The sequence below is a fragment of the Runella limosa DSM 17973 genome (assembly GCF_000482465.1).
GTDB lineage: Bacteria > Bacteroidota > Bacteroidia > Cytophagales > Spirosomataceae > Runella > Runella limosa.
On sequence record NZ_AXVJ01000042.1, the window covers coordinates 115,758 to 140,367 of the forward strand.

Annotated in this window: 21 protein-coding genes; 8 read left to right on the forward strand and 13 right to left on the reverse strand. The window is 44.4% G+C overall.

Features of this window, described 5'->3' with window-relative positions; translation table 11 throughout:
• The 4 genes from K339_RS0103765 (at position 1) to K339_RS0103780 (ending at position 5,232) form a co-directional block, all read left to right on the forward strand.
• Positions 1 to 1,599 carry a hypothetical protein gene (locus K339_RS0103765; protein ID WP_028522421.1) on the forward strand — a complete coding sequence of 533 codons (1,599 nt, stop codon included), beginning with the start codon at positions 1 to 3 and terminating at the stop codon, positions 1,597 to 1,599.
• Positions 1,596 to 3,470 (forward strand): CocE/NonD family hydrolase, encoded by a 1,875-nt coding sequence (locus K339_RS0103770; protein WP_028522422.1) that lies wholly within the window; start codon positions 1,596 to 1,598, stop codon positions 3,468 to 3,470. Before K339_RS0103765 ends, K339_RS0103770 begins: the two co-directional genes overlap by 4 nt.
• Before the next feature lie 136 nt (positions 3,471 to 3,606).
• On the forward strand, positions 3,607 to 4,221 hold the full coding sequence (locus K339_RS0103775) for an immunoglobulin domain-containing protein (RefSeq protein ID WP_157607465.1): 615 nt from the start codon (positions 3,607 to 3,609) through the stop codon (positions 4,219 to 4,221).
• A gap of 39 nt (positions 4,222 to 4,260) precedes the next feature.
• The gene (locus K339_RS0103780) at positions 4,261 to 5,232 is read left to right on the forward strand and encodes an NADPH:quinone oxidoreductase family protein (protein ID WP_028522424.1); all 972 of its coding nucleotides are present in this window, start codon (positions 4,261 to 4,263) and stop codon (positions 5,230 to 5,232) included.
• A gap of 30 nt (positions 5,233 to 5,262) precedes the next feature.
• Here the strand turns inward: K339_RS0103780 and K339_RS0103785 are convergent, their stop codons facing one another.
• Both K339_RS0103785 and K339_RS0103790 read right to left on the reverse strand, forming a co-directional pair.
• A complete protein-coding gene (locus K339_RS0103785) occupies positions 5,263 to 6,357 on the reverse strand; it encodes a Gfo/Idh/MocA family protein (protein ID WP_028522425.1) in 1,095 nt (364 codons plus the stop codon).
• A gap of 117 nt (positions 6,358 to 6,474) precedes the next feature.
• The gene (locus tag K339_RS0103790; RefSeq protein ID WP_028522426.1) at positions 6,475 to 7,743 is read right to left on the reverse strand and encodes an aminotransferase class I/II-fold pyridoxal phosphate-dependent enzyme; all 1,269 of its coding nucleotides are present in this window, start codon (positions 7,741 to 7,743) and stop codon (positions 6,475 to 6,477) included.
• 267 nt (positions 7,744 to 8,010) lie between these two features.
• Here K339_RS0103790 and K339_RS32475 point away from each other — a divergent pair, with 267 nt between their 5' ends.
• Positions 8,011 to 8,352: a hypothetical protein gene (locus K339_RS32475; RefSeq protein WP_051397786.1), complete on the forward strand. Its 342-nt coding sequence runs from the start codon at positions 8,011 to 8,013 to the stop codon at positions 8,350 to 8,352.
• Between the two features lie 34 nt (positions 8,353 to 8,386).
• Here the strand turns inward: K339_RS32475 and K339_RS0103800 are convergent, their stop codons facing one another.
• The 4 genes from K339_RS0103800 to K339_RS0103815 are packed head-to-tail and all read right to left on the reverse strand — an operon-like array spanning position 8,387 to position 12,598.
• Positions 8,387 to 9,637, reverse strand: a complete 1,251-nt coding sequence (locus tag K339_RS0103800) for an O-antigen ligase family protein (protein ID WP_084332099.1) — start codon at positions 9,635 to 9,637, stop codon at positions 8,387 to 8,389.
• Positions 9,638 to 9,657: 20 nt separating this feature from the next.
• Positions 9,658 to 10,794: a glycosyltransferase family 4 protein gene (locus tag K339_RS0103805; RefSeq protein WP_028522428.1), complete on the reverse strand. Its 1,137-nt coding sequence runs from the start codon at positions 10,792 to 10,794 to the stop codon at positions 9,658 to 9,660.
• The gene (locus tag K339_RS0103810; RefSeq protein WP_028522429.1) at positions 10,791 to 11,558 is read right to left on the reverse strand and encodes a class I SAM-dependent methyltransferase; all 768 of its coding nucleotides are present in this window, start codon (positions 11,556 to 11,558) and stop codon (positions 10,791 to 10,793) included. Before K339_RS0103810 ends, K339_RS0103805 begins: the two co-directional genes overlap by 4 nt.
• Positions 11,555 to 12,598 carry a glycosyltransferase gene (locus K339_RS0103815; RefSeq protein WP_028522430.1) on the reverse strand — a complete coding sequence of 348 codons (1,044 nt, stop codon included), beginning with the start codon at positions 12,596 to 12,598 and terminating at the stop codon, positions 11,555 to 11,557. The genes K339_RS0103810 and K339_RS0103815 overlap by 4 nt, the downstream gene beginning before the upstream one ends.
• Positions 12,599 to 12,725: 127 nt before the next feature.
• Between K339_RS0103815 and K339_RS0103820 the strand changes: the two genes are divergently transcribed.
• A complete protein-coding gene (locus tag K339_RS0103820; RefSeq protein ID WP_028522431.1) occupies positions 12,726 to 14,018 on the forward strand; it encodes an acetylxylan esterase in 1,293 nt (430 codons plus the stop codon).
• 72 nt (positions 14,019 to 14,090) lie between these two features.
• Here the strand turns inward: K339_RS0103820 and K339_RS0103825 are convergent, their stop codons facing one another.
• Entirely contained in the window at positions 14,091 to 17,054 is a 2,964-nt protein-coding gene (locus tag K339_RS0103825) for a TonB-dependent receptor (protein ID WP_028522432.1), read from the reverse strand.
• A gap of 141 nt (positions 17,055 to 17,195) precedes the next feature.
• On the opposite strand from K339_RS0103825, the gene K339_RS32480 reads away from it, so the two are divergent.
• Positions 17,196 to 18,266 carry a DUF3089 domain-containing protein gene (locus K339_RS32480; protein WP_051397787.1) on the forward strand — a complete coding sequence of 357 codons (1,071 nt, stop codon included), beginning with the start codon at positions 17,196 to 17,198 and terminating at the stop codon, positions 18,264 to 18,266.
• A gap of 51 nt (positions 18,267 to 18,317) precedes the next feature.
• Positions 18,318 to 19,388: a mannose-1-phosphate guanylyltransferase gene (locus tag K339_RS0103835; RefSeq protein ID WP_028522433.1), complete on the forward strand. Its 1,071-nt coding sequence runs from the start codon at positions 18,318 to 18,320 to the stop codon at positions 19,386 to 19,388.
• 45 nt (positions 19,389 to 19,433) lie between these two features.
• Here the strand turns inward: K339_RS0103835 and K339_RS0103840 are convergent, their stop codons facing one another.
• The 6 genes from K339_RS0103840 to K339_RS0103865 are packed head-to-tail and all read right to left on the reverse strand — an operon-like array spanning position 19,434 to position 24,372.
• On the reverse strand, positions 19,434 to 19,826 hold the full coding sequence (locus K339_RS0103840; protein ID WP_028522434.1) for a RidA family protein: 393 nt from the start codon (positions 19,824 to 19,826) through the stop codon (positions 19,434 to 19,436).
• Positions 19,827 to 19,858: 32 nt separating this feature from the next.
• Positions 19,859 to 22,237 (reverse strand): M1 family metallopeptidase, encoded by a 2,379-nt coding sequence (locus K339_RS0103845; RefSeq protein ID WP_028522435.1) that lies wholly within the window; start codon positions 22,235 to 22,237, stop codon positions 19,859 to 19,861.
• A complete protein-coding gene (locus K339_RS0103850; RefSeq protein WP_028522436.1) occupies positions 22,234 to 22,569 on the reverse strand; it encodes a type II toxin-antitoxin system RelE/ParE family toxin in 336 nt (111 codons plus the stop codon). Before K339_RS0103850 ends, K339_RS0103845 begins: the two co-directional genes overlap by 4 nt.
• Positions 22,559 to 22,780 carry a hypothetical protein gene (locus K339_RS0103855; RefSeq protein ID WP_028522437.1) on the reverse strand — a complete coding sequence of 74 codons (222 nt, stop codon included), beginning with the start codon at positions 22,778 to 22,780 and terminating at the stop codon, positions 22,559 to 22,561. The genes K339_RS0103850 and K339_RS0103855 overlap by 11 nt, the downstream gene beginning before the upstream one ends.
• Positions 22,781 to 22,819: 39 nt before the next feature.
• Positions 22,820 to 23,896, reverse strand: a complete 1,077-nt coding sequence (locus K339_RS0103860) for an LptF/LptG family permease (protein ID WP_028522438.1) — start codon at positions 23,894 to 23,896, stop codon at positions 22,820 to 22,822.
• The gene (locus K339_RS0103865; RefSeq protein WP_028522439.1) at positions 23,893 to 24,372 is read right to left on the reverse strand and encodes a DUF6169 family protein; all 480 of its coding nucleotides are present in this window, start codon (positions 24,370 to 24,372) and stop codon (positions 23,893 to 23,895) included. Before K339_RS0103865 ends, K339_RS0103860 begins: the two co-directional genes overlap by 4 nt.
• Positions 24,373 to 24,610 lie beyond the last annotated feature (238 nt).

The following is a 24,610-nucleotide window of genomic DNA, read 5'->3' on the forward strand; positions in this document are numbered from 1 at the left end:
ATGCGTTTACATTGGCTTGGAGTACTTATTGTGTTGATTGCGGGGTGGGTACTTGTTTATGACATAACCGCCTGGAAGGATGTTGAATTTGGAGATGAAACCACCTATTTGGGCTCAGGTCTGACATTTTCTGTGCCATTTATTGGAGGGGTACAATGGGGGCCTTTGTATGCTGCTTGGTATGCTTTTTGGCATTTGTTTATCCCCGATAGCCTCGATTTGTACTACGCCAACTGGACTATTTTAAGCGTTATAGCGGGCGTTGTTAGCTTTTTGTGGTTTCGCTCACTGAAGGTATCCGTGGCAGTGAGCGCATGGTTGGCGGTGCTGTTTCTATTTTCAAACCAAAATCTACCTCTCAATCCCAAGATTTCTATTGCCCCCTTCTGCCTGATTTTAGGCGCACTTGCGCTGGTTCATTTCAACGCATGGCCTCAGTATTTGCGCTTTTTAGTGGTGGCATTCACAGGGTTGGTTTGCTCCTACATTCGCCCCGAATTTTACGTATCGTTTCTTGGTGGTACGGCCATTGCGTTGGGGTGGTTGTGGAAAGAAGCGCCCAAAGAAAAACCTCGTTGGTTGCCTTTGGGAAGTTTTGTGGTAGCTTCGTTGGTCTTACATTTACTTTTTGGAAATCCCTTGTTTGGGGGAGACGACAGCCGTAGCGCAGTGGCGTTCCAACAGCATTTTGTGGTAAATTACAGTGCATGGAACCATCAGCCTGAGCCGAGTACAATTGAATCGCAACTAAAGCTATTTCATAAAGTATTGGGAGATGATGTACAAACCTTTGCCGATGCGGTCAAAAAACAGCCTAAATGGGCATTTAAACACGTTTTTACGAATATCACACACAGCCTAACTGCCAACGTAAAAAATGCGGTAGATACGTTTTACCAAACCCTTTTTCGGGGATGGTACTCGCGCTGGCGAACGGTTTTCGTAGGTTTAATTGCCTTGATATTTGTTGCTTGGGTGGATTACCATCGCACTTTTCAAAACTTTCAGAAAACCTCAGTCGATTTTTGGAGTTTTGTAGCCGTGCTTGTGTTGCTGCTGCCATCGCTCATCGCTACCGTGCTGATTTATCCGCGTACACATTACTTGGTATTTCATTTGATTCTCATTTTTTGGCTGTTGGCCCAAGTTATAAAGCCGATTTCGTTGCGAGAGTTTTCATTCTTCACTCAACTTCCACAAGGAACGGTCGCTTTGGGCGCCTTGCTGGTATTTGTGGGAATTCGGTATTTTCCTTATTCTCAACCTCTCCCCACTCCCATTGCTGATAACGTTCGTTTTATCAAAGCCATTCAGCCTAAGGCGCGCTTACGGGTTCTTGAACGCGATTGGTATCGGGTTTTTCTCAAAGAGGAATCTGATTGGATTCATGTAGAAGAATATACTTCGGGTAATTTTACAGAGTTTGTCAAATCCAAAAACATTAATTTCATTTTGATGACCCAAGACATGCAAGCGTATTTTGCGAAAGATGCAGGTTTTCAGGCGTTTTTGGAAAATCAAGCTTCGTTAGGATTTAAAAAGCTTTCAACCAATTCTATAGGAGATTATTTACTCATCAAACAAACCCTCAAACCATGAAAAAGTGGATTCTTTTGTGCGTTGTGGCCTTGCAACACACCGTCTATGCCCAAGTTGATTGGGTAAAAGAAAATTACACCAAAACCGAATACGACATTCCAGTGCGTGATGGAGTGAAACTGCATACCATCGTTTATGCGCCCAAAGACGCGTCGGCTTCTAATACCTATCCGTTTTTGATGCAACGCACGTGTTACAGCGTAGCGCCTTACGGTGAAGGTAAATTCCCTGGCCAGCTAGGCCCCAGTAAATTCTTGATGAAAGACAAGTATATCTTTGTCTATCAGGATGTTCGTGGGCGTTACATGAGCGAAGGGAAGTGGACAAACATGACTCCACAAATTCCTAACAAAACCCAAGCCACGCAGGTGGACGAATCGTCGGATACGTACGATACGATAGATTGGTTGGTGAAAAACGTGGCCAATAACAATGGTCGCGTCGGCCAATGGGGCATCAGTTATCCAGGGTTTTATACGGTGGCAGGGGCGTTGAGCCAACACCCAGCCCTCAAGGCTTCGTCACCTCAAGCGCCCGTTTCAGACTTTTATTTTGATGATTTTCACCACAATGGTGCTTTTACGCAAGGTTATTTCTTGACGTTTCCTGTGTTTGGGATTCAGCACGAAAAACCCACCACGGCGCACTGGTGGATGCCGCAGATGATTCAGGAAAAAACCAAAGACGGCTATCAGTTTAACCTTGATTTGGGCTCACTCAAACATTTTGACAAGTATTACAAAGACAACTTCTTTTGGCAAGAACACAAAGACCACCCCAACTACGACGAGTTTTGGCAGAAACGCAGTATTATTCCGCATTTGAAAAATGTGAAACACGCTGTGATGACGGTGGGAGGTTGGTTTGATGCCGAAGATTTGTACGGCCCGCTGACGGTGTATAAAACCCTAGAAAAAAATAATCCTTCGACCTACAACACGCTGGTGATGGGGCCTTTTGGCCACGGTCGTTGGTCGGCCGAAACGGGTCATACGCTGCACAGCAATGTGTATTTTGGAGATAGTGTTGCTACGTTTTATCAACGAGAAATTGAGCGTACGTTTTTCAACCACTTTTTGAAAGGCGCGGGCGACGGAAAAACGGGTTTGCCCGACGCGTACTTGTTTAATACTGGCAAGAAGCAATGGGAGAAATTTGAACGTTGGCCTGCCGCTGCTGCCGAAAAGAAAACCTTGTATTTCCACGCCAATGGTAAATTGTCGTTTGAAGCGCCTTCCCAAGCCGCATCAAAGACAGCCTACATCAGCGACCCGCTCAAGCCAGTGCCATACATCGAAGACAATACCGAAACCATGGGCTTCACGCCGTTTAATTACATGTCGGAAGATCAGCGTTTTGCGGCGCGCCGTACGGATGTGCTGACGTTTCAGACCGAGCCACTTACTGAAGATGTAACCCTGGGAGGGGAAATAATGGCCAAACTCAAGATTAGCACGACAGGCTCGGATGCTGACTTTTTTGTGAAGCTAATTGATGTCTATCCTAGCGATGAACCTAATCATGCTTTTATGCCTAATAAGAACGTCATTTTAAGCAATTATCACCAGATGGTACGCAGCGAAATTATGCGTGCTCGCTTCCGAAATTCCTTTGAAAAACCAGAAGCATTGGTGCCTAATAAAGTAACCGACGTGAACTTCCGCTTGCAGGATGTACTGCATACTTTTAAGAAAGGACACCGCATTCAGATCCAAGTTCAGAGTACCGCTTTTCCACTTTTTGACCGAAATCCTCAAAAATTTGTGCCTAATATTTACGTTGCAAACGACTCGGATTTTATCAAAGCAACGCACACAGTTTATCACCAAAAAAGCGCTTCAAGTGCCGTTGAAGTACAGATTTTGCGCTAGAATTGGTATATTTCTATTGGGATATAAAAATAAACCAAATTTGTAATTCGCTGTTAATCAGCTAATTTTAATTTTATTTTTTTGGAGGGTATAATAGAAGCCATTAAATTTGTATTCTATTATACCCTACTCATAAGTGAATTTATTATGTCGAAGAAGCCCTTTGCTGGGCTTCCTTTTGATGATTGTATCCGTCACTCACACCTTTTCTCAAGGCAAAGTTAGTTTCAAAGTAACTGAAATAATATGCCCTAAAGTGTGCGAGGGAGAAAGCCGTTATCGAATTGTTTTCAGCTTGATAGATGCTGAAATCAGTACGAACAAAGGCCGTATTCAAAATGATACCATCGTGGACATTGACCCTAGTTTTGACTATAAAGTAGTGGTGACAATTCGGCCAAACGACACCACCGAGCTCGCCCGTCAAGAAGTAATTCCGCTCCCCATTTGCGACCCCATTTTACCCGATGCTCCCTTGGCTGTTAGCCAAAGTACCTGCGAAGGAAAGCCTATTCCTCCCCTAATTGCGTTCCCAAAGGACAATGAAACCGTCGATTGGTATGATAAACCAACGGGTGGGACATTGTTGGCAAAAGGAATATTACAGTATATTCCGACTAACTCTGGTATGTATTATGCCGAAACCCGCCGCCTTGATTCTGGATGTAAAAGTTTGGGTCGAACACCTGCTCGTTTGGACATTCAAAGGACGATGTGCGTTCCGATAACCGTCAAAAAAGTAAGGCGGTAATTTTTTTTGCTTTTAGGGGAAAACAAACCCTCTTTTCCCATGAAAGCACTTCTCTGCAAACAGTACGGAACGCCCGATAGCCTCCTCGTTGAAGACATAGCACCACTTACTCCCAAGGCAGGTGAGGTGGTTATTACGGTCAAAGCCTGCGGGGTTAATTTTCCTGATACCCTTATCATTCAAGGAAAATACCAGTTTAAACCAGCGTTTCCCTTTTCGCCTGGTGGTGAAGTGGCAGGAGTGGTCAAAGAAGTAGGCGAAGGCGTAACGCACCTCAAAGCTGGAGACGATGTATTTGCCATGCCAGGCTGGGGCGGATTTGCGGAGGAACTGGCTGTTAAGGCCAACCGAGTATTTAGGATGCCGCCTAAAATGGATTATAAAGTGGCTTCTTCGCTGATGTACACGTACGGAACTTCGTATCATGCCCTGAAAAACCGTGCCGAACTGAAAGCGGGCGAAACGCTGCTCGTACTTGGTGCGGCTGGAGGTGTAGGGTTAGCGGCAGTCAATTTGGGTAAAATCATGGGGGCAAAGGTGATTGCAGCGGCGTCGAGTGAGGAAAAACTGGAGCTCTGCAAATCGTACGGTGCTGATGCCGTGATTAATTATTCAAAAGAAGACCTGCGCGAACGCCTAAAAGAAATAACGGGCGGTGGGGTGGACGTGATTTATGACCCTGTAGGGGATAAATATGCCGAACCTGCACTGCGCGCGATGAACTGGAAAGGACGATATTTGGTGGTAGGCTTTGCCGCAGGACAAATACCGTCGATTCCGCTCAATCTGGCATTGCTAAAAGGTTGTGCTATTGTTGGCGTGTTTTGGGGAGCTTTTGCTGAACGAGAGCCTAAAGCCAATTTTCAGAACATTACGGAGTTGTTTCAATGGTACCAAACGGGCGAACTCAAACCCCATATTCAGAAAACATACTCGCTCGAAGAAGCCCCGCAAGCGCTGTACGACATGCTCGAACGCCGAGCAATGGGGAAATTAGTCGTTGTGCCATAGTGGAGGGGGTTGCTCACAACCCCTCCTATGTTATCTCAAAGAAATCGTCTTCCCCGTTTTGGCAGATTGTACCGCAGCATCCAAAATCTCAACCACCACTTGGTTGATTTCGAGGGAAGATAAATCTTTCTTGGGAGTGATTTCGCCTTTGATGACGGCACCAAAGTAAGAAAATGGGTCGTTGTATGGTGCCGAAAGTGGCGTAAGCGTTTGCAATTTTTCGGGGGCGTCGCGTTGCGCGCCGTCTCCTTGCCGAACGCGCATTTGGAGGGTTTTATCACAGACAACGTACCCTTTTTGCCCATAAATTTCGATGTCTTTGCGGTCAAAAGGCCAGTTCCACGAAGCCTGAATGACGGCTTGGGCGTGCGGATAGGTAAGAATGATAGTGGCTTCGTCGTCCACTTTGGGGTAAACAGCAGGTTTGATTTGTTGGGTAATGGCCGTGACCGACAGCGGGCGTTCGCCTTGCATGAGCCACGTCATTAGGTTGGCACCATAGCACCCAAAATCAATGATGGCTCCTCCTCCATTCATCACAGGGTCGGTGAGCCACGACAAAAAATCTTCGGAACAACCGATTTCGCGGGGGCCTTTGTGCCCGTCGTGAACCACCACCTTCCGAATTTCGCCCAACGCATTTTGTTCTTTAATCATTCGATAGGCTTCTTGGTGGCTGGCGTACCAGGTTGTTTCAAAGTTGGTCAACAACTGAATTTTGTGCTTTTGGGCCAGCTTAACCATGGCTTCAGCGTGTTCACTATTCACGGCCAACGGTTTTTCAACCATCACATGAATGCCTTTTGGTGCGCAGATTTCCACCACTTGTTTGTGTTCGTAAATGCTATTAAAAGCACAAACGGCTTCGGGTTGCGTGGCGGCAATCATGGCTTCGAGCGACGGATACCACAGTTTTTCTGACAATTTATAACGTTTCAAATAACGCATCGCCAACTCGCGATTAGGCTCGGCCACTCCCACGATTTCGACATCCCCTTTGTCGGGGCGACTTAGAATTTGATGGACGTGGTCGTGGGTAAATCCTGCCACACCCAACCGAAGCGGTTTGGCTTCGGCCAATAAACTACTAATAATCAGTAAGAGAAAAACTTGCAGCGATTTCATAGGAGAAGGGTGTTTTTAGTAAAAGAAAATTGATGTCAAAACTCCCCATTTTTTGCCATAAAAAAAGCGAGTAACCTCCTAAGAGGCACTCGCTTTGGAATACAAAACCAAAATTATTTAGGCAACCACTTCGAGGCCAGCGCGATATACGCCTGCGTCGAGTTTGGAGCGCATGTCGTCAAAAGCTTTTAAGGTACGATCTACGTCTTCGAGCGTGTGAGCCGCAGTTGGAATCAAACGCAAAATGATTTGTCCTTTTGGAATCACAGGATAAACGACGATAGAACAGAAAATGCCCATGTTTTCGCGCAAATCGCGTACCATGTTAGTCACTTCGGGAAGACCGCCTTGAAGGCCCTGCATAAACACGGGCGTTACAGGAGAGGTCGTTTCGCCAATGTTAAATCCAAGGTCGCGGAGACCGTTTTGAAGGGCATTGACAATCGTCCAGAGTTTTTCGCGAAGTTCGGGATGCGCTTTGATAAGCTCCAAACGCTTACGACCCGCTTCCACGTAAGGCATTGGCAGGGCTTTGGCGTAGGTTTGTGAGCGCATGTTGTACTTGAGGTACATGATGATGTCTGGATCATCGGCGGCGATAAATCCACCAATGGCGGCCATTGATTTGGCAAAAGTCGAAAAGTACAAATCTACTTCTTTTGCTACACCAAAAAGTTCGGCTACTCCGCCTCCGTTGGCGCCCATGGTTCCAAAACCGTGCGCGTCGTCCACCAAAAGACGGAAATTATATTTCTTCTTCAATTCAACAACTTTGTCGAGGCTACCTACTTTTCCTGACATTCCGAAAACGCCTTCCGTAATGACAAGAACGCCACCGCCTTTTTCTTCGGCCAACTTGGTGGCACGAATGAGGTTTTTCTCCAAGCTTGCCATGTCGTTGTGGTTAAACTTGTAGTACTGCCCCATTTTGGCTTTGTGGAGTCGGATACCGTCAATCAAACACGCGTGAGCTTCGGCATCATAGACGATAACGTCGCGGTGGTCGCACACGCACTCAATCACCGACATTACTCCTTGGTAGCCGTAGTTGAGCAAGAAAGCTTCTTTTTTGCCAACAAACTCCGCCAATTCTTTCTCGAAAATCTCGTGTAAATCAGAGTTGCCCGACATCATACGGGCGCCCATTGGATATGCCAATCCCCATTTTTCTGCGCCTTCGGCATCGGCCTTACGAACTTCTGGATGGTTGGCCAAACCGAGGTAGTTATTCAAACTCCAGTTGAGGACGTCCATTCCACGAAATTTCATATGCGGGCCGATTTCCCCTTCTAGCTTTGGAAATGAAAAATAGTGGTGGCTATTGAGGGCTTTTGCGGCCGCCCCGATAGGTCCCCAGTTACTACGTAGTTTCTCGAAAATATCCACTTAATTATGCTATTTTTAGAGTTAAATACAGCTTTCAAATAAATTTTGTACAAAAATAAAAATTCCTAACTCAATTTCAAAGAGTTAGGGGTGTTACTGATGCCCAATGCCCGCGTCTGAATGAAGAAACGAACTCGCAAAAATCCAATTTGGGAACGGTGTTTCGCTGAAAATTAATGTGATGAGCGGTGAACCAACCCGCTTGCTTTCTCTTAAATTTGTAGCAACTTACAATCACTTATTTTAAACCACATAATACGAGTAATCATGGAAGATCAATTGAAAAATGCAGCTGAACAAGCCAAAGCCAAAGCGCAAGAATTAGCTTCAGACGCACAAGAAACATTTCAAGAATTGAAAGAAGAAATCACGGAGAAAATACAAAGCGTTGATGTAGAAGGCTTGAAAGCGCAAGCGGCCGCAAAAGCTGAAGAAATGAAAGCTGAAGCCGAAGAAGCATTGGCAGAAGCCAAAGCCAAAGCGGAAGAGTTGGCTGCCGAAGCTCAAGAAAAATTTGAAGACCTCAAAGAAGAAGCAGGCGAAGCACTCGACAAAGCAACAGGGTTTATCAAAGGACTTTTTGGGGGCAGCGAAGAAGAGAAAAAATAGTCAACTGCTTTGCAGGAATACAAAAAAGGGAAGCCTAGGCTTCCCTTTTTTGTGTGTTATTGAGGCTCATTTCGTGTACAGGAATCTGCAATGAACGAACGTGGATGTAGTAAAACAAGACGGTCATCCACGGAAAAAACAAAAACTGCCCCGCGTTTAGGTTGGACTCAAAGTAAGGTATAATCATCAACGATGGCAGAAAAACAAAGTACGGACTATCGTAGCGTACATAGACCCAAAAGGCGTTGATGGCGTAAAAAATCAAGAAAAAAAGAAAGGAAAGGAGCCCGCCTGAAAATAAGATTTCAAGGTACGAATTGTGCGAAGCTAAATCAGTGTGGACGTCGGCATATACTTCCAATCCTGCTTTGAAATTATCAAATCCAAAACCTGTCAATAAAACGCCTGGGTCATTGGTAAATACTTCAAAAGCTTTTTGGGCCAACTGAAAACGGATTTCTCCGCGTTGGCGGCGTATTCCTGCGTATTTTGAACGCAGGTTGATGACCGAGTCGGGGCTCATCACAATGTAGTACGCAAAAGCTAAAATACAAGTAAGAGCGGCGGCTTTGAGGTAAATGGAAATTTTTCGGTTACGGGCAATGAGAACCGCCGAAGACAGCGCCAAACCCGCATAACTGCTTCGTGAACCCGTGAGAACAATGCCCCACAGCGTCAGAAAAGCAATGAAAAAAAAGAGGTATTGTGCCCATTTTTTCATGGGGCTATTGGCGAAAAGATCAAAACTAGATACAATAAAGAGCGTACAAGACCAACCAATGACGTTGGCTTTATACACCCCGACGTACTGGCCGTAAACGTTGGTAGATTGAAAGGCAACGCCAGTGAAGAGCATCATTGCCACGGGATAAAAATACGCTAAACTGAAAATTTGTAGCAGTTTGATTTTGGCCTCGTCTTTGGAATAATGTTTGAAAAGATAGACGACGAAGTAGTTGGTATAAATCAAAAAAGGAATCCAGGCGGAGAGTCGCTCAAAACTCCGAAAAAAATCGACACTAAAGGGCAAAACGATTACGTTGAGGCCAATAAAGCCATAAAGTGCCCAATTCTTTTGTTGGTTAAAAATGTACTTTATTTGGCCTTGAACAAACAGAATACCAACTAACGAAACCACCACTAAGCCCGTACGAAGCAATTTGGCCGTTTGGAATGCCCCCCCTCTCAACCCATATCCATAAATGACCAGAAAGGTGTTGAGGAAATACATCACCAAGTGCCAATCCAAGAGTGCCTTGTTTCGAAAAATCCTTCGCCATTGCATAGTTTATCGTTCGGCGCCAATCAGTGTGCGTTGACTACCGACTCAAGCATTTGTACAAAGTTGCGCAACATTTCGTCTTTGGAAAACTTTTGGATGAATTTCCGTCCATTTTCGGCTTTTTTTAGCCGCAACTGAGGATTTTCGATGCATTCAACCAAGGCAACAGCCAGACTTTCTACATTGCCTGATTCAATCAACCAACCGTTGTTGCCATTGTCAACCACCTCTGGAATACCCCCAACGCGTGAACTTACGACCGAAATTCCGTGGGCAAGGGCTTCGATATTGGCAACACCAAATGCTTCGGTATAGGACGGTACGCAAAAAATATCGTGGCTACGCAGCGCTTCATACACGCGTGCCTGAGGTTGCGCCCCTTGATAGTCGAGCTGGACGTTGGAAATATTCTCAAAAAACGAACGGACGTGGCTGGTAAACCAAGGTTCGGGGCCAATAACGGTCAACAAAAAAGAATACTGTGGGAGCTTCTTGAGCGCCGCCGCCACCAAAGGCAATTGTCCTACCAAATAATCGGCTTTCACAAACAGCACCTTGATAGGATTTCCAAAAGCGCGTTGGGGGTTGAACTCAATACCATCGAGCGGAATGGTTTTATAGAGCTTCGTTACTTTCGAGGCGGGCAATTGGTAGGTTTTGCGAATACGGTCTTGCAAAAACTCCGAATTGGCAATCACGAGTTGATGCTTTTTGGCCGACAAACGCTCAAATTGCTGAAACACAAATCGTTTGAACCACAGCGATTTCCATTCAAAGTTTCCCCAGTGAGCGAGCATGTTTTTTTCGTCATTGATCATACCCACGGTAGGTTTGTCGGAGACCAAGCTCGCCCAAGTTCCATTGAAGGAATTGATATAAACCAGTACGTCAAAATCAAATGACTTCTCCAATGCTTTGACGTGGCGATAATAGATAAACCATCGTAAAATTTGCCCAAGCGGCTTTAACAAACGAGGAATTTTGACGGGAACTTTGTGAACATAGCGAAGCGATGCAAGCCGCTCGTCAGACACATCTTCGGTCAAAATCCGTAGCTCATGTTCGGGAAAGCACTCGTTGATTTCGAGAATACTATTCGCAAATCGGACGGGGCCATTCGTTACATTTTCAAAAGCATTGGTACAAAATACGATTTTCATGCGGTTTTTCGAGCTATATATACCCGTTCTGTGGGCGAGATGCCATAGCGTTTGTAATCAATGGTTTGGACAAAAGTATCATCCTCTACGCTAAACCCTTGGGCGCGCAAGCGATCAGCATAATCAGCGCCGTAATACCAGCGTTGGTCATGGCCGTGATACAATTTTTGTTTTTCTTCTTTGGTCAATCGAGCATCCGAAAACGAGATTGGAAAATCCTTGTTGATGGGATCATGAAAAACGGCGTATCCATCGGGTTTAAGTACGCGCAGTACTTCACGCATGGCTTTGGTATCGTCAGGGACCATCACTAAAATTCCGATCGCAATTACTACGTTGAACGTATCATTGTCAAATTTAATGTCATCAATCGACATTATATAGTCGGGTTTTACGGTAATGCTACTCGTAAAAGACGTCATGTAGTCGGCCGTGACGTAGTCGATGTACGGGGACGCTTTGATTCTGGGAATCAGGCAGATGTCTGGTGCAAAGTGCAGCACTTTTTTGCGGGGAGCTGAGAAAAAACCAAGGCGATCGCGCAGGGCTAAAAAAATATAACGGTGTCGCTCAAGTGATTTACAATTGGGGCAATAGGCATTGGTGCGATACCGAAAAGGCATAAAAGCCCGATAATGGCTCTGACAAATAGGGCATTCCACCTCATCCCCAAGCCGATAGGGAATACTCCGCCACTGTAATCGTAGCTGATTGAGCTGATAAACGAGGTTTTGCCGAAGCAGGGTTTTTAATTTTTCTTTCATAGGGTCACAAGTAAGGTAAGGTCGCGGTAATTGGTTGAATCAGCAATGGCAAAGTTTTTGTCGCCAATCGTTTCGAGGGGTAACTCGGGTGCGATTTTTAGACAAGTGGGGAGTTGGGAGGGTGTTTCAAACAGAAGTATGGATTGGTGCGTTAACAACCGAGTGGTAGCATCGGTTTTTAGCGTAACGATGGGTTTACGAAACGAGAGCGCCAAGTCGATCGAACCAGAATGGTCGATGCGAACAAATGGCAACACCACCACGTCGGCGGCGTTGAAAAATACTTGGACTTCGTCGTCTTGAATGAAACGGTGGTGGAGATGTATAGAGGAGTTGGCTTGGGTGGCCTTCTCAATAGGTGCAAAAAAAGTGGCGTCGTAACTTTTGCCCGCAATCAACAAACGGTCGTTGGGGCGAGAAATTTCAGCAAAAGCGTCGATTAAGTTGCTAACACCTTTATAAGGTTTGATTTCACCAAAAAATAAATATACAAAATTATCGTCGTCAAGATTCAGACGTTTTCGACATTCATTTTTAGAAAGGGTATTGGGGTAATAAAAATGATACGGCAAATCCTGAATCACCTTTACGCGTTCGGGTTGGAGCGAAAAACGCTCAATGGCAGCTTGGCGAGTTTCTTCCGAATACACCCTGATTTGGTGGCATTTTCTGAGAAAAAACCCATAGATACGGCGTTCCCAACGAAGCCACAGTCCTGCGTGGTTTTGTAGGTTGTGCAGTGTATGAACAAAACGAACCTTGAAAAGGTAGCGTGCGGCCAAGATTTCGGCGACAAAAACGGACGATTTTAAGTACGTCCACAAGCGAGATTTACCAAGAATAAAACTATGTACCCAATCGTAGTAAATTACTGGGGGGCGATGTGCGAAAATAGCCCTTAGTGTACTTCCAATGGTATATTTTCCTCCAATAACCACGTCAAACCCTTTTTCTCGCAAATAACGAACTAGCTCGTACTGAAAGGGGTTTTCAGGGCCAGCATCGGGTAAAACGACGACTTTGAGTGGGTCAGAGGTCAAGAGAAACGCTAGATTAGGTCTTGTAGGGAACAAAAGTACAAAATGTGCATAGAAAAAGAGGCAGACTTTCTTTTATAAAAACGTTCTTTTTATATCTCAATTTATTTGTAAACTTAGTTTTTTCCGCATGAAAAAGACCATTTTTGTATCCTTTTACCTTTTTATGAGCTGGGTGGCGTTAGGCCAACCCGCCGAACGATTTTATAAAGTGATAGTGGCTCCTGATCACTTCGACTGGACGTACAAAACGGGTGAAAATGTAAAATTTACCATTTCTGTCCTCCAAAATGGAAATTTGGTGAAAAATGCCCGTATTCGCTACGAAGTTGGCCCCGAAAAAATGGAGCCGACAAAAAAAGAAACCCTTTCACTCCCAACAGGCTCGCTGACGGTAGATGCTGGCACGATGAAAACGGCTGGTTTTCTGCGCTGTATCGCATTTGCGGAAATAGAAGGTAAAGAATACAAAGGGCTAGCGACGGCGGGCTTTGACCCACTGAGTATTCAGCCGACGGTGGATAATCCCTCGGATTTTGATACATTTTGGACTAACGCAAAAGCAGATTTGGCCAAAATTCCTTTAGACGCGAAAATGACGCTTTTACCCGAACGCTGCACGGAAAAAGTAAACGTTTATCACGTAAATATTCAAAATTTCCGAATGGGCGCGCGCCTTTATGGGATTTTGTGCGTTCCCAAAAAAGAAGGAAAATATCCCGCATTGCTTCACGTACCAGGCGCGGGTGTGCGCCCGTACGGCGGAGATATTGCCAATGCCGAAAAAGGAATCATTACGTTGCAAATTGGCATTCACGGCATTCCAGTGACGATGGAACCCACCGTTTACACCGATTTAGGAGCAGGGGCTTTTAATGGTTACTGGGCGTATAACATGGACGACCGCGACCGTTTTTATTATAAAAAGGTCTATTTAGGCTGCGTGCGTGCCAATGATTTTTTGACGAGTTTGCCACAATACGATGGCTCGAATTTGGCCGTAACGGGCGGAAGCCAAGGCGGAGCGTTGTCGATTGTAACGGCAGGTTTAGACAGTCGAGTGAAGTGGTTAGGGGCATTTTATCCAGCGTTATCAGATGTGACTGGATACTTGAAAGGACGTGCGGGAGGATGGCCGCATTATTTTGATAAAAACACCATTTTGTTTGGCAATAAACCCGACAAAATTGCGACGATTGGCTATTATGATGTAGTGAATTTTGCACGGAGGGTCAAAGTGCCAGGGTATTACTCGTGGGGATTCAACGATGAAACCTGCCCGCCAACCTCGATGTACGCCTCTTACAACGTTATTTCGGCTTCCAAAGAGTTGTTTTTAGCACTTGAAACAGGACATTGGACCTACCCTGAACAAAACGAACGGATGACGGGCTGGTTAGTGAATAAACTGAATGGGAAATAGAGATTTATTGGTATAAAACAAAAAACGGCTTCGAGTTACCCCGAAGCCGTTTTTTGTTTGTTAGAGAGAATATTACTTGTTAAGTAGCTCGTCGAATGTTAATGAAACGTAGTACATTGAGCCTACAGTAGGGTTACCCCATCCTGTTGTATATTGTTTTCCAAGAATATTTGAGCCTCCAATTTTTAGGATGGACTTGATACTTGAGAGTTTTTTGCTCACTTGGGCATCAAGCGTTCCGAAGGCAGGGATAGTAAGTTGATTACTATTTTGAGGCAATCGAGCCAAAGTAGGTTGAATGAGGTCTGACCAGTCAAACTCAGATTGATGTCTCCAGACGATGTTGAAGCCCCAGCCAGAATTTCTAAAGTTACGATTACCAAAATTTAGATTGTAACGATATTTTGGCGTGTTAAAATCGAGTTGGAAACCATCACTTAAAGTATTAAGATTTTTCTTGCCATCAAACATTTTTACGCCACCAGCATTGAGCGTGTTGTTAGAAATATTACCTCCCACCGTGAAGTTTTTAGGTAGAATATAGTCGATGCCGATGCCAAATCCTTGTGTTTTAATATCACTAGTGTAATTTGTTGACATAGAAATAATCTGTGGAATGGCCGCATTACGAAGTAAGACACCGCTTTTGTAGTTTTTCATCGTGGTGTTATAGTAATAGGCGTCAACCAGCAACTTTTTGGCAATCATTGATTTGTAGCCCAACTCAAAGCTTATTGCACGTTCTGGCTTAAACTCTGGGAAATTCCAAGCTTGCCCGGTTACTATGTTGATAGAGCCCCCTCCTTCGCGGAGTTTATATTTATCCCAAAGAGCTGGTAAGCCACCAATCAAGAGCGACACAGGGGTATTTAGGTTAATGTACTGATTTTGGTTGGTCGGAATTCTAAACCCTGTTTGATAAGAAGCACGAATGTTGTGGTTTTTGTTTACTGTATAAACTGCCGAGAATCGAGGACTCCATTGGCCTGCGAAGTTTTCGTTTTTGTCGTAACGAACAGAACCCGTTAGCTTCAATACATCATTGATGTTCTTGCTCATTTGGGCATATCCACCAAATTCGCTGATGCTGTACTCACTGCCATCTGATTTTTTTAAGAATAGCGTTCCGTTTGAGTTGAGGGCATACTGTCTAAAATTACCACCGACGATAATTTCTAATACTTTAGGGTCTATCACTTTGTTGAAGTTGTACATTGCTTCAGCGTGGTAGAGCCGCGTTTTATCTACAAACAAAGCGCCATTAGGAATAGGGTTCGCTTTTACTTGGTCGGCGATTTGAGCAAATCGTGGGTCTCCAGGAAGTACGCGTCCTTGGTCTGCCACTCCTCTTGCGGCATTGTGGAAAGCACCAGCATTAGAGTTTACGACTCCGAGGGCCGTTGCATACGCAGCCTGTGGGGCTTGTCCCGCTTGCAAGGCAGCTTGGAAAGCAGGAACAAACGCTTGGAAAGCACCGCCAGCATACGTCAAAGCGTATTGGGGATACCACCCTTGGGCCAAACCAGCCAATCCTGCCGATGCAGGTGGAACACTAGGTTTCCAAGCTTCATTGATGTAAGTCCCTAGTAACCCAGCCGCGTACGTATCTCCAGAGTTTTCGGCAGTTACATAGCCACGAACGAAGAAGTTTGAGCCTCTAAGCTCTGCTTTGTACAACCCCATGGTAAAGTTTTTGAGCTGATAACGGTCAGAAGAGGTATAAACGGTCGAGCCAGAGCCCCAGTTTGCCTGAATAATCGCTTCAACTCTATCGTTGATTCTATAATGAAGCGCTGCATTTAGTTTAAGACTTTGGGTTCGATAATCTACCAAATCAAACTCGTTGTAACCTGTCCTAGACACGGCAACGTTGGGTAATAAAATGTCGTTGATGAGCTGAGAGGCAGGAATTTTTGTAGCCGCAGAAAATTGATTAATTCCGCCTACAAGTTGTGCTAATGGAGCACTTATGGCATTCAACTGTGCAAGTGGCACGCCAAGGAGTTGGGTAAAAGTAGGGCGTAAACTTGCTAAACCAGCACCGCTTGAGTTTTCATCACCGTATATGTTCACACCATCAAATCCAGGGTTAGAGCGGCTACCGTTTAGTGGCGTAGTTCCTCGGAAACTTTGGTCACGGTAATCGCTTACTTGCCAATCTTGGGCAGTTATGTAGCCCACATTTAACTTGAAGGCAAACTTATTATTGAATGCTTTTGCGTACCGAAATGCAACATCATAAAAAGGGGTAGTTTTGGTAGAGCGATTGTCAGCACTCATAATTCCCATCTTAGCCGACGCACTTGCACCTTGGTAGAGGAAAGGGCTTTTGCTATTCATTAACAGTAAGCCATTGATAGCATTAGGGCCATATAAAGCCGATGCTGCTCCTGGAAGTAGTTCAACGCTTTCCAAGTCGAGTTCTGAAATCCCAACAATGTTACCAACTGAGAAGTTTAATCCTGGAGCTTGGTTGTCAATACCGTCAATGAGCTGGACGACACGGCTGTTTCCATTGCCAGTAAAGCCCCGTGTGTTAATTGAAGTAAACATCAAAGATTGCGTGCTTACCTCCACTCCTTTTAGGTTTCGAATAGCATCATAAAAATTAGCAGAGGGCGTTTCCCGAATCCCTCTGATGTCCATTTTCTCAACTGTCACGGGCGATTGTAGAACACTTTCTTCCACCCGTGAGGCCGATACGACCACTTCTTGGCCTAACATTACTTGCTCTTTGAGCGAAACTTTGATGTCGGAGCGGTCGCCAGTAACTTGTATTTCTTGGGTTTCGTATCCTACTGAGGACACAACCAAAGCAAATGGTGTAGGAGTGCTGGTTGTAAGAGAAAAATTGCCTTTGGAGTCGGTGATGGTACCAATTACTTTTCCTTTTACCTGAATACTTACTCCCACTAAGCCCTCACGTGTAGTTGCATCGGTGATATTTCCCGATAATTTGGTTTGTGCCAGTAACGCGCCTGCACTGACTAACCATGCCGTTAAATAAAACACGGCATTACGTAGTGATTTACTCATAGGTTTTTAATTGGTTTTAGATTGCTCTTGTGATAATTTTACTGCGTAATATTCGCTCTTTTAAAGATAATTTACAATTTATACCATGTATATTCATATTATAAAACTGTTATGCACGCATAATTATTTGAAAAATACAAAATGGACTTTTTGAAAAAATGCTTATTTTGGACAATTGTGGGAATAATTGAGATATATCCGACCGTAGAAGCGCAGGTAATTTTGCGAAATTCATACGGTGTTGGAACGGTTCCGATGGCGCCAGATTATTCGCTCACAACGAGCTGGGCAGCATTGCCTACCCAAAAAGATGCCGCCGACAATTTGCCCCTAAAATCGCCCAGATTAACCGATGGACAAGCTGAAGCAAAAGCGGATGTCTTCTTTATTCACCCCACTATTTATACGCAGAAACCCGCAGAAGGAGTTTTTGAATGGAATGCAGATATCAACGATGCGGCCCTAAATAAGAAGGTGGATGAGTCAACGATTTTGAATCAGGCGTCAATTTTTAATGGCTCATGTCGGGTGTATGCACCGAGGTATCGGCAAGCACATTACTACGCTTTTGTTACGCCAAACCAAGAAGATAGACAACAAGCGCTTGATTTGGCCTACGCAGACGTTAAAAAAGCGTTTGAATATTATTTAGCACAATACCAAGATGGACGTCCTATTGTCATTGCTTCGCACAGCCAAGGAACGTTGCACGCAAAACGTCTGCTCAAAGAGTTTTTTGACGGAAAACCGCTCCAACAAAAACTCGTTTTTGCCTATCTCGTAGGCGACATTGCAGGGCCACCTGCACAGCCCAACGAGTTTGAATTTATTAAACCTGCGCGTTCTGCCGAAGAAGTAGGTGGTTTTGCGTCTTGGCATACGTATTTACGCGACTATTTCCCCGAAAAATACCAAATGTACCATTTTTCGACGGCCGTTTGTACCAATCCGTTGACTTGGCGACTAGACGAAACTTATGCCCCTAAAAACCTCAATAAAGGAGGCGTTGGGTTACGGTTCTCGTTCTATCCTCAACTGGCCGATGCCCAAGTTCATCAAGGGCTTTTGTGGATACACAAGCCTTACGTCAAAGGGCGGTTTTTGCTACGCACCAAGGTTTGGCACAGTGCTGATATGAATCTTTTTTGGCAGAGCATCCGAGAAAACGTAGCTTTGCGTATAGAAAATTACTGGAAGAATGCGGGGAAGTAACGCCCTAACGCCTTCAATTACACCTATTCATCTCATTTTGACTTTAGATTAATGAATCAACATACATACGTCATCATCATGGCAGGAGGTGTCGGAACACGCTTCTGGCCTTTTAGCCGCAACAATAATCCAAAACAGTTTCATGATGTATTAGGAACGGGAAAAACATTACTTCAGCAAACAGCAAGCCGTTTTGAGGGCGTTTGTCCTGATGAAAATATCTACATCGTTACGAGTACAGAATATTATCAATTGGTCAAAACACAGTTGCCGTTTTTGAGTGATGACCAAATTCTGCTTGAACCCAACCGCCGTAATACTGCGCCGTGCATTGCGTATGCGTGTTACAAAATCGCAGCCAAAGACCCGCAAGCAACGGTGGTTGTCGCTCCCGCTGATCATATTATCCTGAAAGAAGAAGTATTCAAAGAAAAAGTCAGATTAGCCCTCGACGTGGCTTCTCAGAGTGAGGTGCTCATTACGCTGGGTATTCAGCCAACGCGCCCCGACACAGGCTATGGCTACATTCAGTATTTGCCTTCGGAGGGTTTGGTGAAAAAAGTAAAAACATTTACCGAAAAACCTCAACATGAAATCGCCGTTAAGTTTTTAGAAAGTGGTGATTTTGTGTGGAATGCGGGGATTTTTATTTGGGGGGTGCGTTCGATTATCAAGGCATTTGAAGCGCACTTGCCCGAGGTAGCAGAGGTATTTGCCGAAGGAAAAAGCGACTATTATACCGACACCGAAAAAGGTTTTATTGAAAAGGCGTACATGCTTTGCAAAAATATTTCCATTGACTTTGGTATCATGGAAAAAGCAGAAAATGTATTTGTTGTTTTGAGCGATTTGGGTTGGTCTGATTTGGGAACTTGGAAGTCGATGTACGATATTTCGACCAAGGACGAAGAACGAAACGCGGCAGATGGTAAACTGATGCTTTACGATACCAAAAATTGCATCATTAAAACCCCGAAAGATAAGCTAGTGGTGGTGCAGGGGTTGGAAGGGTACATTGTCGCTGAAAACGACGGGGTACTTATGATTTGTAAAATCGACGAAGAACAGCGCGTGCGGGATTTTGTAGCAGATGCGAAAGCGCTTGGAAATCAGTATATTTAATAAAAAAAACTTCCCGAAAGCTTGAAGCTTTCGGGAAGTTGGTATTTAAGCTTCTTGAAGGATAGCCGTTACTTCAATTTCAATGAGGTATTCAGGAGCGATGAGTTTGCTGATTTCTACCATCGTTGTACAAGGACGAATCTCCCCAAAAAACTCTCCGTGCGCCCGTCCGTAGGTTTCCCACTGAGCAATATCAGTCACAAAAAGACGCGTGCGAACCACGTCTTTGAGTGAAGCTCCTGCTTGAACGAGCACTTTCTCAATTTTCTCAATGATAAATTTTGTTTGGCCATAGGCGTCTCCGACGGCTACGGGGCCATTTTCGTCGGCAGCTACGGTGCCCGTGACTTCTATAATATTGCCGATTCGGACAGCGCGGGAATAGCCAATAATTGCTTCCCAAGGGGCTCCAGTGGAGAGGTTTACTCTTTGTGACATTCGTTTATGTATGTATTGATGGGTAAAAAAAACTACTCATTTTTAGCACCGCCTTGCTGACCTGCTTTGGGCGGTTGGGCTTGTTGGGCTTCGCGCATTGGATTGGTACCTCCGCGTTGGAAACCTCCACCTTTGAACAATTGAAAACGCGTTGGTTGCGTCGGCTGACGTGGGAAGCTGTTGCTCTCTTCGTCGATGTCCGCAATCTCACGGAATGGATCCAATGTCCACTGAACCACTTTTTTCTTCGTCGTTACGACTTTCGACACTTGTTGGTCGTTCAAACGCCAGATTTCCGCTGGGAAGCGTGCTACCGAATCCGTGCCGTCTTCAAATTGCATTTTCACAATTACGGGCATCGGTAAACCACCTTTGTTCTTCACCTTCAACGTATAGAAGTTCATGCCTGATTCAACCAATTTACGCTCTTCTGGAGTCAAACTTGCCAAGTAGGTTTCGTATTTCTTCTTGTCAGCATCCGTTACTTTATAAGGATCATACGAGTTGTAGAAATCCTTCATGTCAGGGTTTTTCTCTACCACCGACTCTTTTATAAAGTCTTTATCACGCTGACGAGCTACCGTGTTGCGTTTGTCTTCAGCTTCTTTTTTAGCGTTTGCTTTCGTGATGTCTGGGTTTTGCGTGTCTAAGGCAAACCATTCCACTTCGACCAAATCTTGGTCAACGGGTTCGGTGCCGTAGAACCAACCTTTCCAGAACCAGTCCAAATCTACACCCGAAGCATCTTCCATCGTGCGGAAGAAGTCAGCGGGAGTTGGGTGCTTAAACTTCCAACGGTTAGCGTATTCTTTAAACGCATAGTCGAACAATTCACGTCCCATCACCGTCTCACGCAAGATGTTCAAGCCCGTAGCTGGTTTGGTATAGGCATTGGGGCCAAAGCCCATAATGTTATCCGAACTCGACATGATAGGTACCTGCTTGCTTTGCTCGGTACGCATGTATTCGGTGATATTTTGCGGTTCGGCCACGTCTCCACCCAAGTTACGATCCCACTCTTTGGTCGTCAAATATTCCATAAACGAGTTCAAACCTTCGTCCATCCATGACCATTGGCGCTCATCCGAGTTCACAATCATTGGGAACCAGTTGTGCCCTACTTCGTGAATAACCACCTGAATCAAAAAGTTTTTGATACCTTCCGAATAGGTTCCGTCAGCATCGGGGCGCGCTCCGTTGAACGAAATCATCGGATATTCCATCCCACCTACTGGGCCGTGTACTGACTGAGCGACGGGGTATGGATAATCAAAGGTAAATTTCGAGTACATTTTAACGGTGTGTGCCACCAACATGGTCGAATATTGCCCCCAAAGTGGATTAGCTTCTTTAGGATAAAACGACATCGCAAGCACTTTTTTGCCGTTTAGTTCTACGTTCATCGCATCCCAAATAAACTTACGGCTACTAGCGAACGCAAAATCACGAACGTTGTCCGCTTTGAACACCCACGTTTTTTTACCGTTTGGTTTATTGGCTTCGTTTTTAGTCGCTTCGTCTTGGTTTACAATCAAAACGGGCTTGTCGAACGTGGCGCGGGCTTTTTCTAAGCGTTTCATTTGTTCCGACGAAAGGATTTGCGAAGCGTTTTGAAGTTCACCACTTGCCCCTACAATGTGGTCGTTAGGAACGGTGATAGCTACTTTATAATTTCCGAATGGCAATGTAAACTCACCTTGACCCAAAAACTGCTTGTTTTGCCAGCCGTTTACGTCGTCATACACACAAGCGCGCGGGAACCACTGCGCGATTTCGTAGATGAAGTTACCGTCTTTGGCAAAAAACTCGGCTCCACCGCGAGCGCCTTGGGCAAAACGGAAATCGGTGATGTTGAAATTCCAATCAATCTGAAAACTGACCGATTGTCCTGAGCGGATAGGAGCATTCAAGTCGATGCGCATCATGGTTTCATTGATACGATAACGGAGGGCCTGACCCGTCTTAGGGTCTTTCACTGCCGTAATTTTATGACCATAATCTTTGTCAATCATCGAACGCGTCATCGACGTAGCAGGCATTCCTTTTTCGTTGATAGAACTCGTCCGCGTCTGATTGGCCATTGAGTTTTTAGCAAAAAGATTTTGGTCAAGCTGAATCCACAAATACCGTAGTTCGTCGGGTGAGTTGTTGAAATACGTTACTATTTCTGAGCCTGTCAGGTGTTGTTTTTCGTCGTCAATTTCCGCTTTGATGTCATAATCAACGCGATTTTGCCAATACTCTTTGCCTGGTGCTCCTGATGCGGTGCGGTAAGTGTTGGGAGTTGGCAGGGCAGTTCCCATTTGCTCAAAACGAGAATTGGCGTGGTAATTTGCCGCGGGGGGCTGGGCAATAAGCGGTGAAAGTGCGCCGAGTAAGCAGCACAAGAGAGGGATAAAAAACCTAGTCATTGGGGTTTGTTGATTGAGTTAAGTCGAATAATGATTTCTTTTTCTGAAATGGTAGTTTGTTCACTTTTATCGTAAATACTTAATAAATAAACAGTTTCGTCTATGATTTTAACGTACGTGATAACTCGTGCTCCTGCGCTTTTACCTTTGTTTTTGGAGCGAATAGGCATACGAATCTTATAGCAATCTTTACCAATAGAAGTGCCTTGAAGAGGGTTTTCTTCCAGTGTTTCTATCAGAGATAAATAATCGTACTTTAAAGAATGATATTTTTTAGATAAGCGCTTAAGCTCTTTTTCAAAGTCTTGAACGGCTACAATTTTAAAGCTCATCGAAAAGTTCTCTAGCTGTTTTTAACTTAATCTTCCCCTGAGCGTGAAGTTCCGCTTGGTGGAAAGACCGTTCGAGGCTATCCAAAAATTCCTCTTTGGTAGGTGGTCGGTCGTGGTCATCATCTTCTATTTTGACTTTTGCTTTGACGGCCTTGGCCATTTCTAAAAACAAATTGCGATGACGTTCTTTCGTTTCTATGATGATTCGCATGACTTGAGCTGTTTACAACCAAAAGTAAGAAATTATTTTTTACCTAGGTAATGTCTTATACAACACAAAACCAATCGCGGCAAAAATGATATTAGGCAGCCATACCGCCACGATAGCGGGAATCGTACCTGATTCAGCAATTCCTTTGGCCAACATAAAAAACAACAGATAGACGAAGGCCAAAATAAACCCAAACGCAATTTGTAAGCCTGAACCACGGCGACTTTTTCGCGCTGATACCACTACTCCGATGATGGTCAGGATGATAAAGGCAAAGGGGTGCGTAAAACGCGTGTATTTTTCGAGTAAATAGGTTTCGACCCCGTCGGCTCCGCGTAGTCGGAGAAGGTCAATATAGTCATTGAGTTGCGTCAGCGTTAGCTCTTCAAAGCGATTCTTATCATTTTCAAAGTCTTTGGGACTGAGGTTGAGCGTAGTGTCAATTTGTGTCCCTTTGGTAATGGTTTCCGTTAGGCCGTCAATTTTGCGGATTCGATAGTCGTAAACCGTCCATTTCTTCTTTTTAGGCTCCCAAACAATGCGGTCAGAAGTGAGCTTTTCCTTTAATTGATTGCCTTCGATGCGTTCTAATGTAAACTTATACCCTGTCAGTGAAGCGTTGTTGTAACTTTCGAGGTAAGCATAAAGCTTAGGAGCTACTTTAATGTGAAAGTTACGCTGATTGAAATAATATTGGTCTTCGATGTATTTGTATTCAAAACCCAAGCGGATTTTGTTCGCCCGTGGAATCACCCAACCTACCATATAAAACGTAAATAACGCTAACATCGCGGAGCCAATAAAATAAGGAACCAACATTCGCAAAAAACTTACGCCACTGCTAAAAATGGCAATGATTTCGGTGCGAGCCGCCATGCGAGCCGTAAAGAAAACGGTGGCAATAAATACCAACAATGGGCTTAGGTAGTTGGCGTAATAGGGAATCAGGTTGGCGTAATAGTCAAGTAGAATCTCGCTTGCAGGCGGGTTGAACTTACGGAAGTTGTCGATTTTTTCGGTGAAGTCAATCACGCAGATAATAAGCAACGTGATGAGAACCGTGAAAACGTAAGTAATCAGAAAGTTTTTAAGAATATAGCGGTCTAATAGTTTCATGATTTATAATCAGAGTACATTTGATAGCTTTCTAAGAAAGCATTTAAGAGGTTCTCCCGTTCGGTGTTATTTCGATGGATTAGAACAGCGCCTAAAATAACAACATCGTCTAATGAAAACGAAAAATCGTACTTTTCGAGGTCAGTAGTACGGAATTTTATGAACCATTTGTCAAAGACTCTTTTTCGTGCAAATTGTTTCTTATCGATACTTTCGCAAACATAAATCAGCACATTTTGCTGGTTTTCGAAAAAATTGGATAAAAAATATAAAATCGTAGAAGGAACTCTTGCGTCAACAGGCAGTTCTTTATCTGCCCCGAAACTAAATTCAACGATTGCGCCATTAGGAATCTCTAGGTGATTAAAATGGAACGAGGCATCGAATAACGCGATATTGTAGTTAACGGCATAGTCTGATGTAAACGAAAACGTCCCATCAGGTTGCTCAATGATGGGATAGGGAAATTCTAACAATTTTGCGGCCCTTTTTGTTAATGATAGATGTGTTACCCTTACTCAATTCTTGGTGAATTTCGTTTTTATCACTCATCATTTTTCGTACAGTTTCTTCTAAACTGCTTCCTTTAGGAATATTGATTTTGATTTCCATGGTGCTTGCAGTCGTCTAAATCTTTGATTCTATTTACTAAACCATGCTGACCACTATTTGGTAAGTGGGGTTTTCATGTTTTTACACAAAGCTACTAAAATA

Excerpts from the sequence above, each read along its gene's own strand:
- K339_RS0103780 (WP_028522424.1), top strand. The coding sequence starts at position 4,261 with ATGAAAGCACTTCTCTGCAAACAGTACGGAACGCCCGATAGCCTCCTC.
- K339_RS0103785 (WP_028522425.1), bottom strand. The coding sequence starts at position 6,357 with ATGAAATCGCTGCAAGTTTTTCTCTTACTGATTATTAGTAGTTTATTG.
- K339_RS0103770 (WP_028522422.1), top strand. The coding sequence starts at position 1,596 with ATGAAAAAGTGGATTCTTTTGTGCGTTGTGGCCTTGCAACACACCGTC.
- K339_RS32475 (WP_051397786.1), top strand. The coding sequence starts at position 8,011 with ATGGAAGATCAATTGAAAAATGCAGCTGAACAAGCCAAAGCCAAAGCG.
- K339_RS0103840 (WP_028522434.1), bottom strand. The coding sequence starts at position 19,826 with ATGTCACAAAGAGTAAACCTCTCCACTGGAGCCCCTTGGGAAGCAATT.
- K339_RS0103765 (WP_028522421.1), top strand. The coding sequence starts at position 1 with ATGCGTTTACATTGGCTTGGAGTACTTATTGTGTTGATTGCGGGGTGG.
- K339_RS0103820 (WP_028522431.1), top strand. The coding sequence starts at position 12,726 with ATGAAAAAGACCATTTTTGTATCCTTTTACCTTTTTATGAGCTGGGTG.
- K339_RS0103860 (WP_028522438.1), bottom strand. The coding sequence starts at position 23,896 with ATGAAACTATTAGACCGCTATATTCTTAAAAACTTTCTGATTACTTAC.
- K339_RS0103850 (WP_028522436.1), bottom strand. The coding sequence starts at position 22,569 with ATGAGCTTTAAAATTGTAGCCGTTCAAGACTTTGAAAAAGAGCTTAAG.
- K339_RS0103800 (WP_084332099.1), bottom strand. The coding sequence starts at position 9,637 with ATGCAATGGCGAAGGATTTTTCGAAACAAGGCACTCTTGGATTGGCAC.
- K339_RS0103825 (WP_028522432.1), bottom strand. The coding sequence starts at position 17,054 with ATGAGTAAATCACTACGTAATGCCGTGTTTTATTTAACGGCATGGTTA.
- K339_RS0103855 (WP_028522437.1), bottom strand. The coding sequence starts at position 22,780 with ATGCGAATCATCATAGAAACGAAAGAACGTCATCGCAATTTGTTTTTA.
- K339_RS0103805 (WP_028522428.1), bottom strand. The coding sequence starts at position 10,794 with ATGAAAATCGTATTTTGTACCAATGCTTTTGAAAATGTAACGAATGGC.
- K339_RS0103835 (WP_028522433.1), top strand. The coding sequence starts at position 18,318 with ATGAATCAACATACATACGTCATCATCATGGCAGGAGGTGTCGGAACA.
- K339_RS32480 (WP_051397787.1), top strand. The coding sequence starts at position 17,196 with ATGGACTTTTTGAAAAAATGCTTATTTTGGACAATTGTGGGAATAATT.
- K339_RS0103810 (WP_028522429.1), bottom strand. The coding sequence starts at position 11,558 with ATGAAAGAAAAATTAAAAACCCTGCTTCGGCAAAACCTCGTTTATCAG.
- K339_RS0103845 (WP_028522435.1), bottom strand. The coding sequence starts at position 22,237 with ATGACTAGGTTTTTTATCCCTCTCTTGTGCTGCTTACTCGGCGCACTT.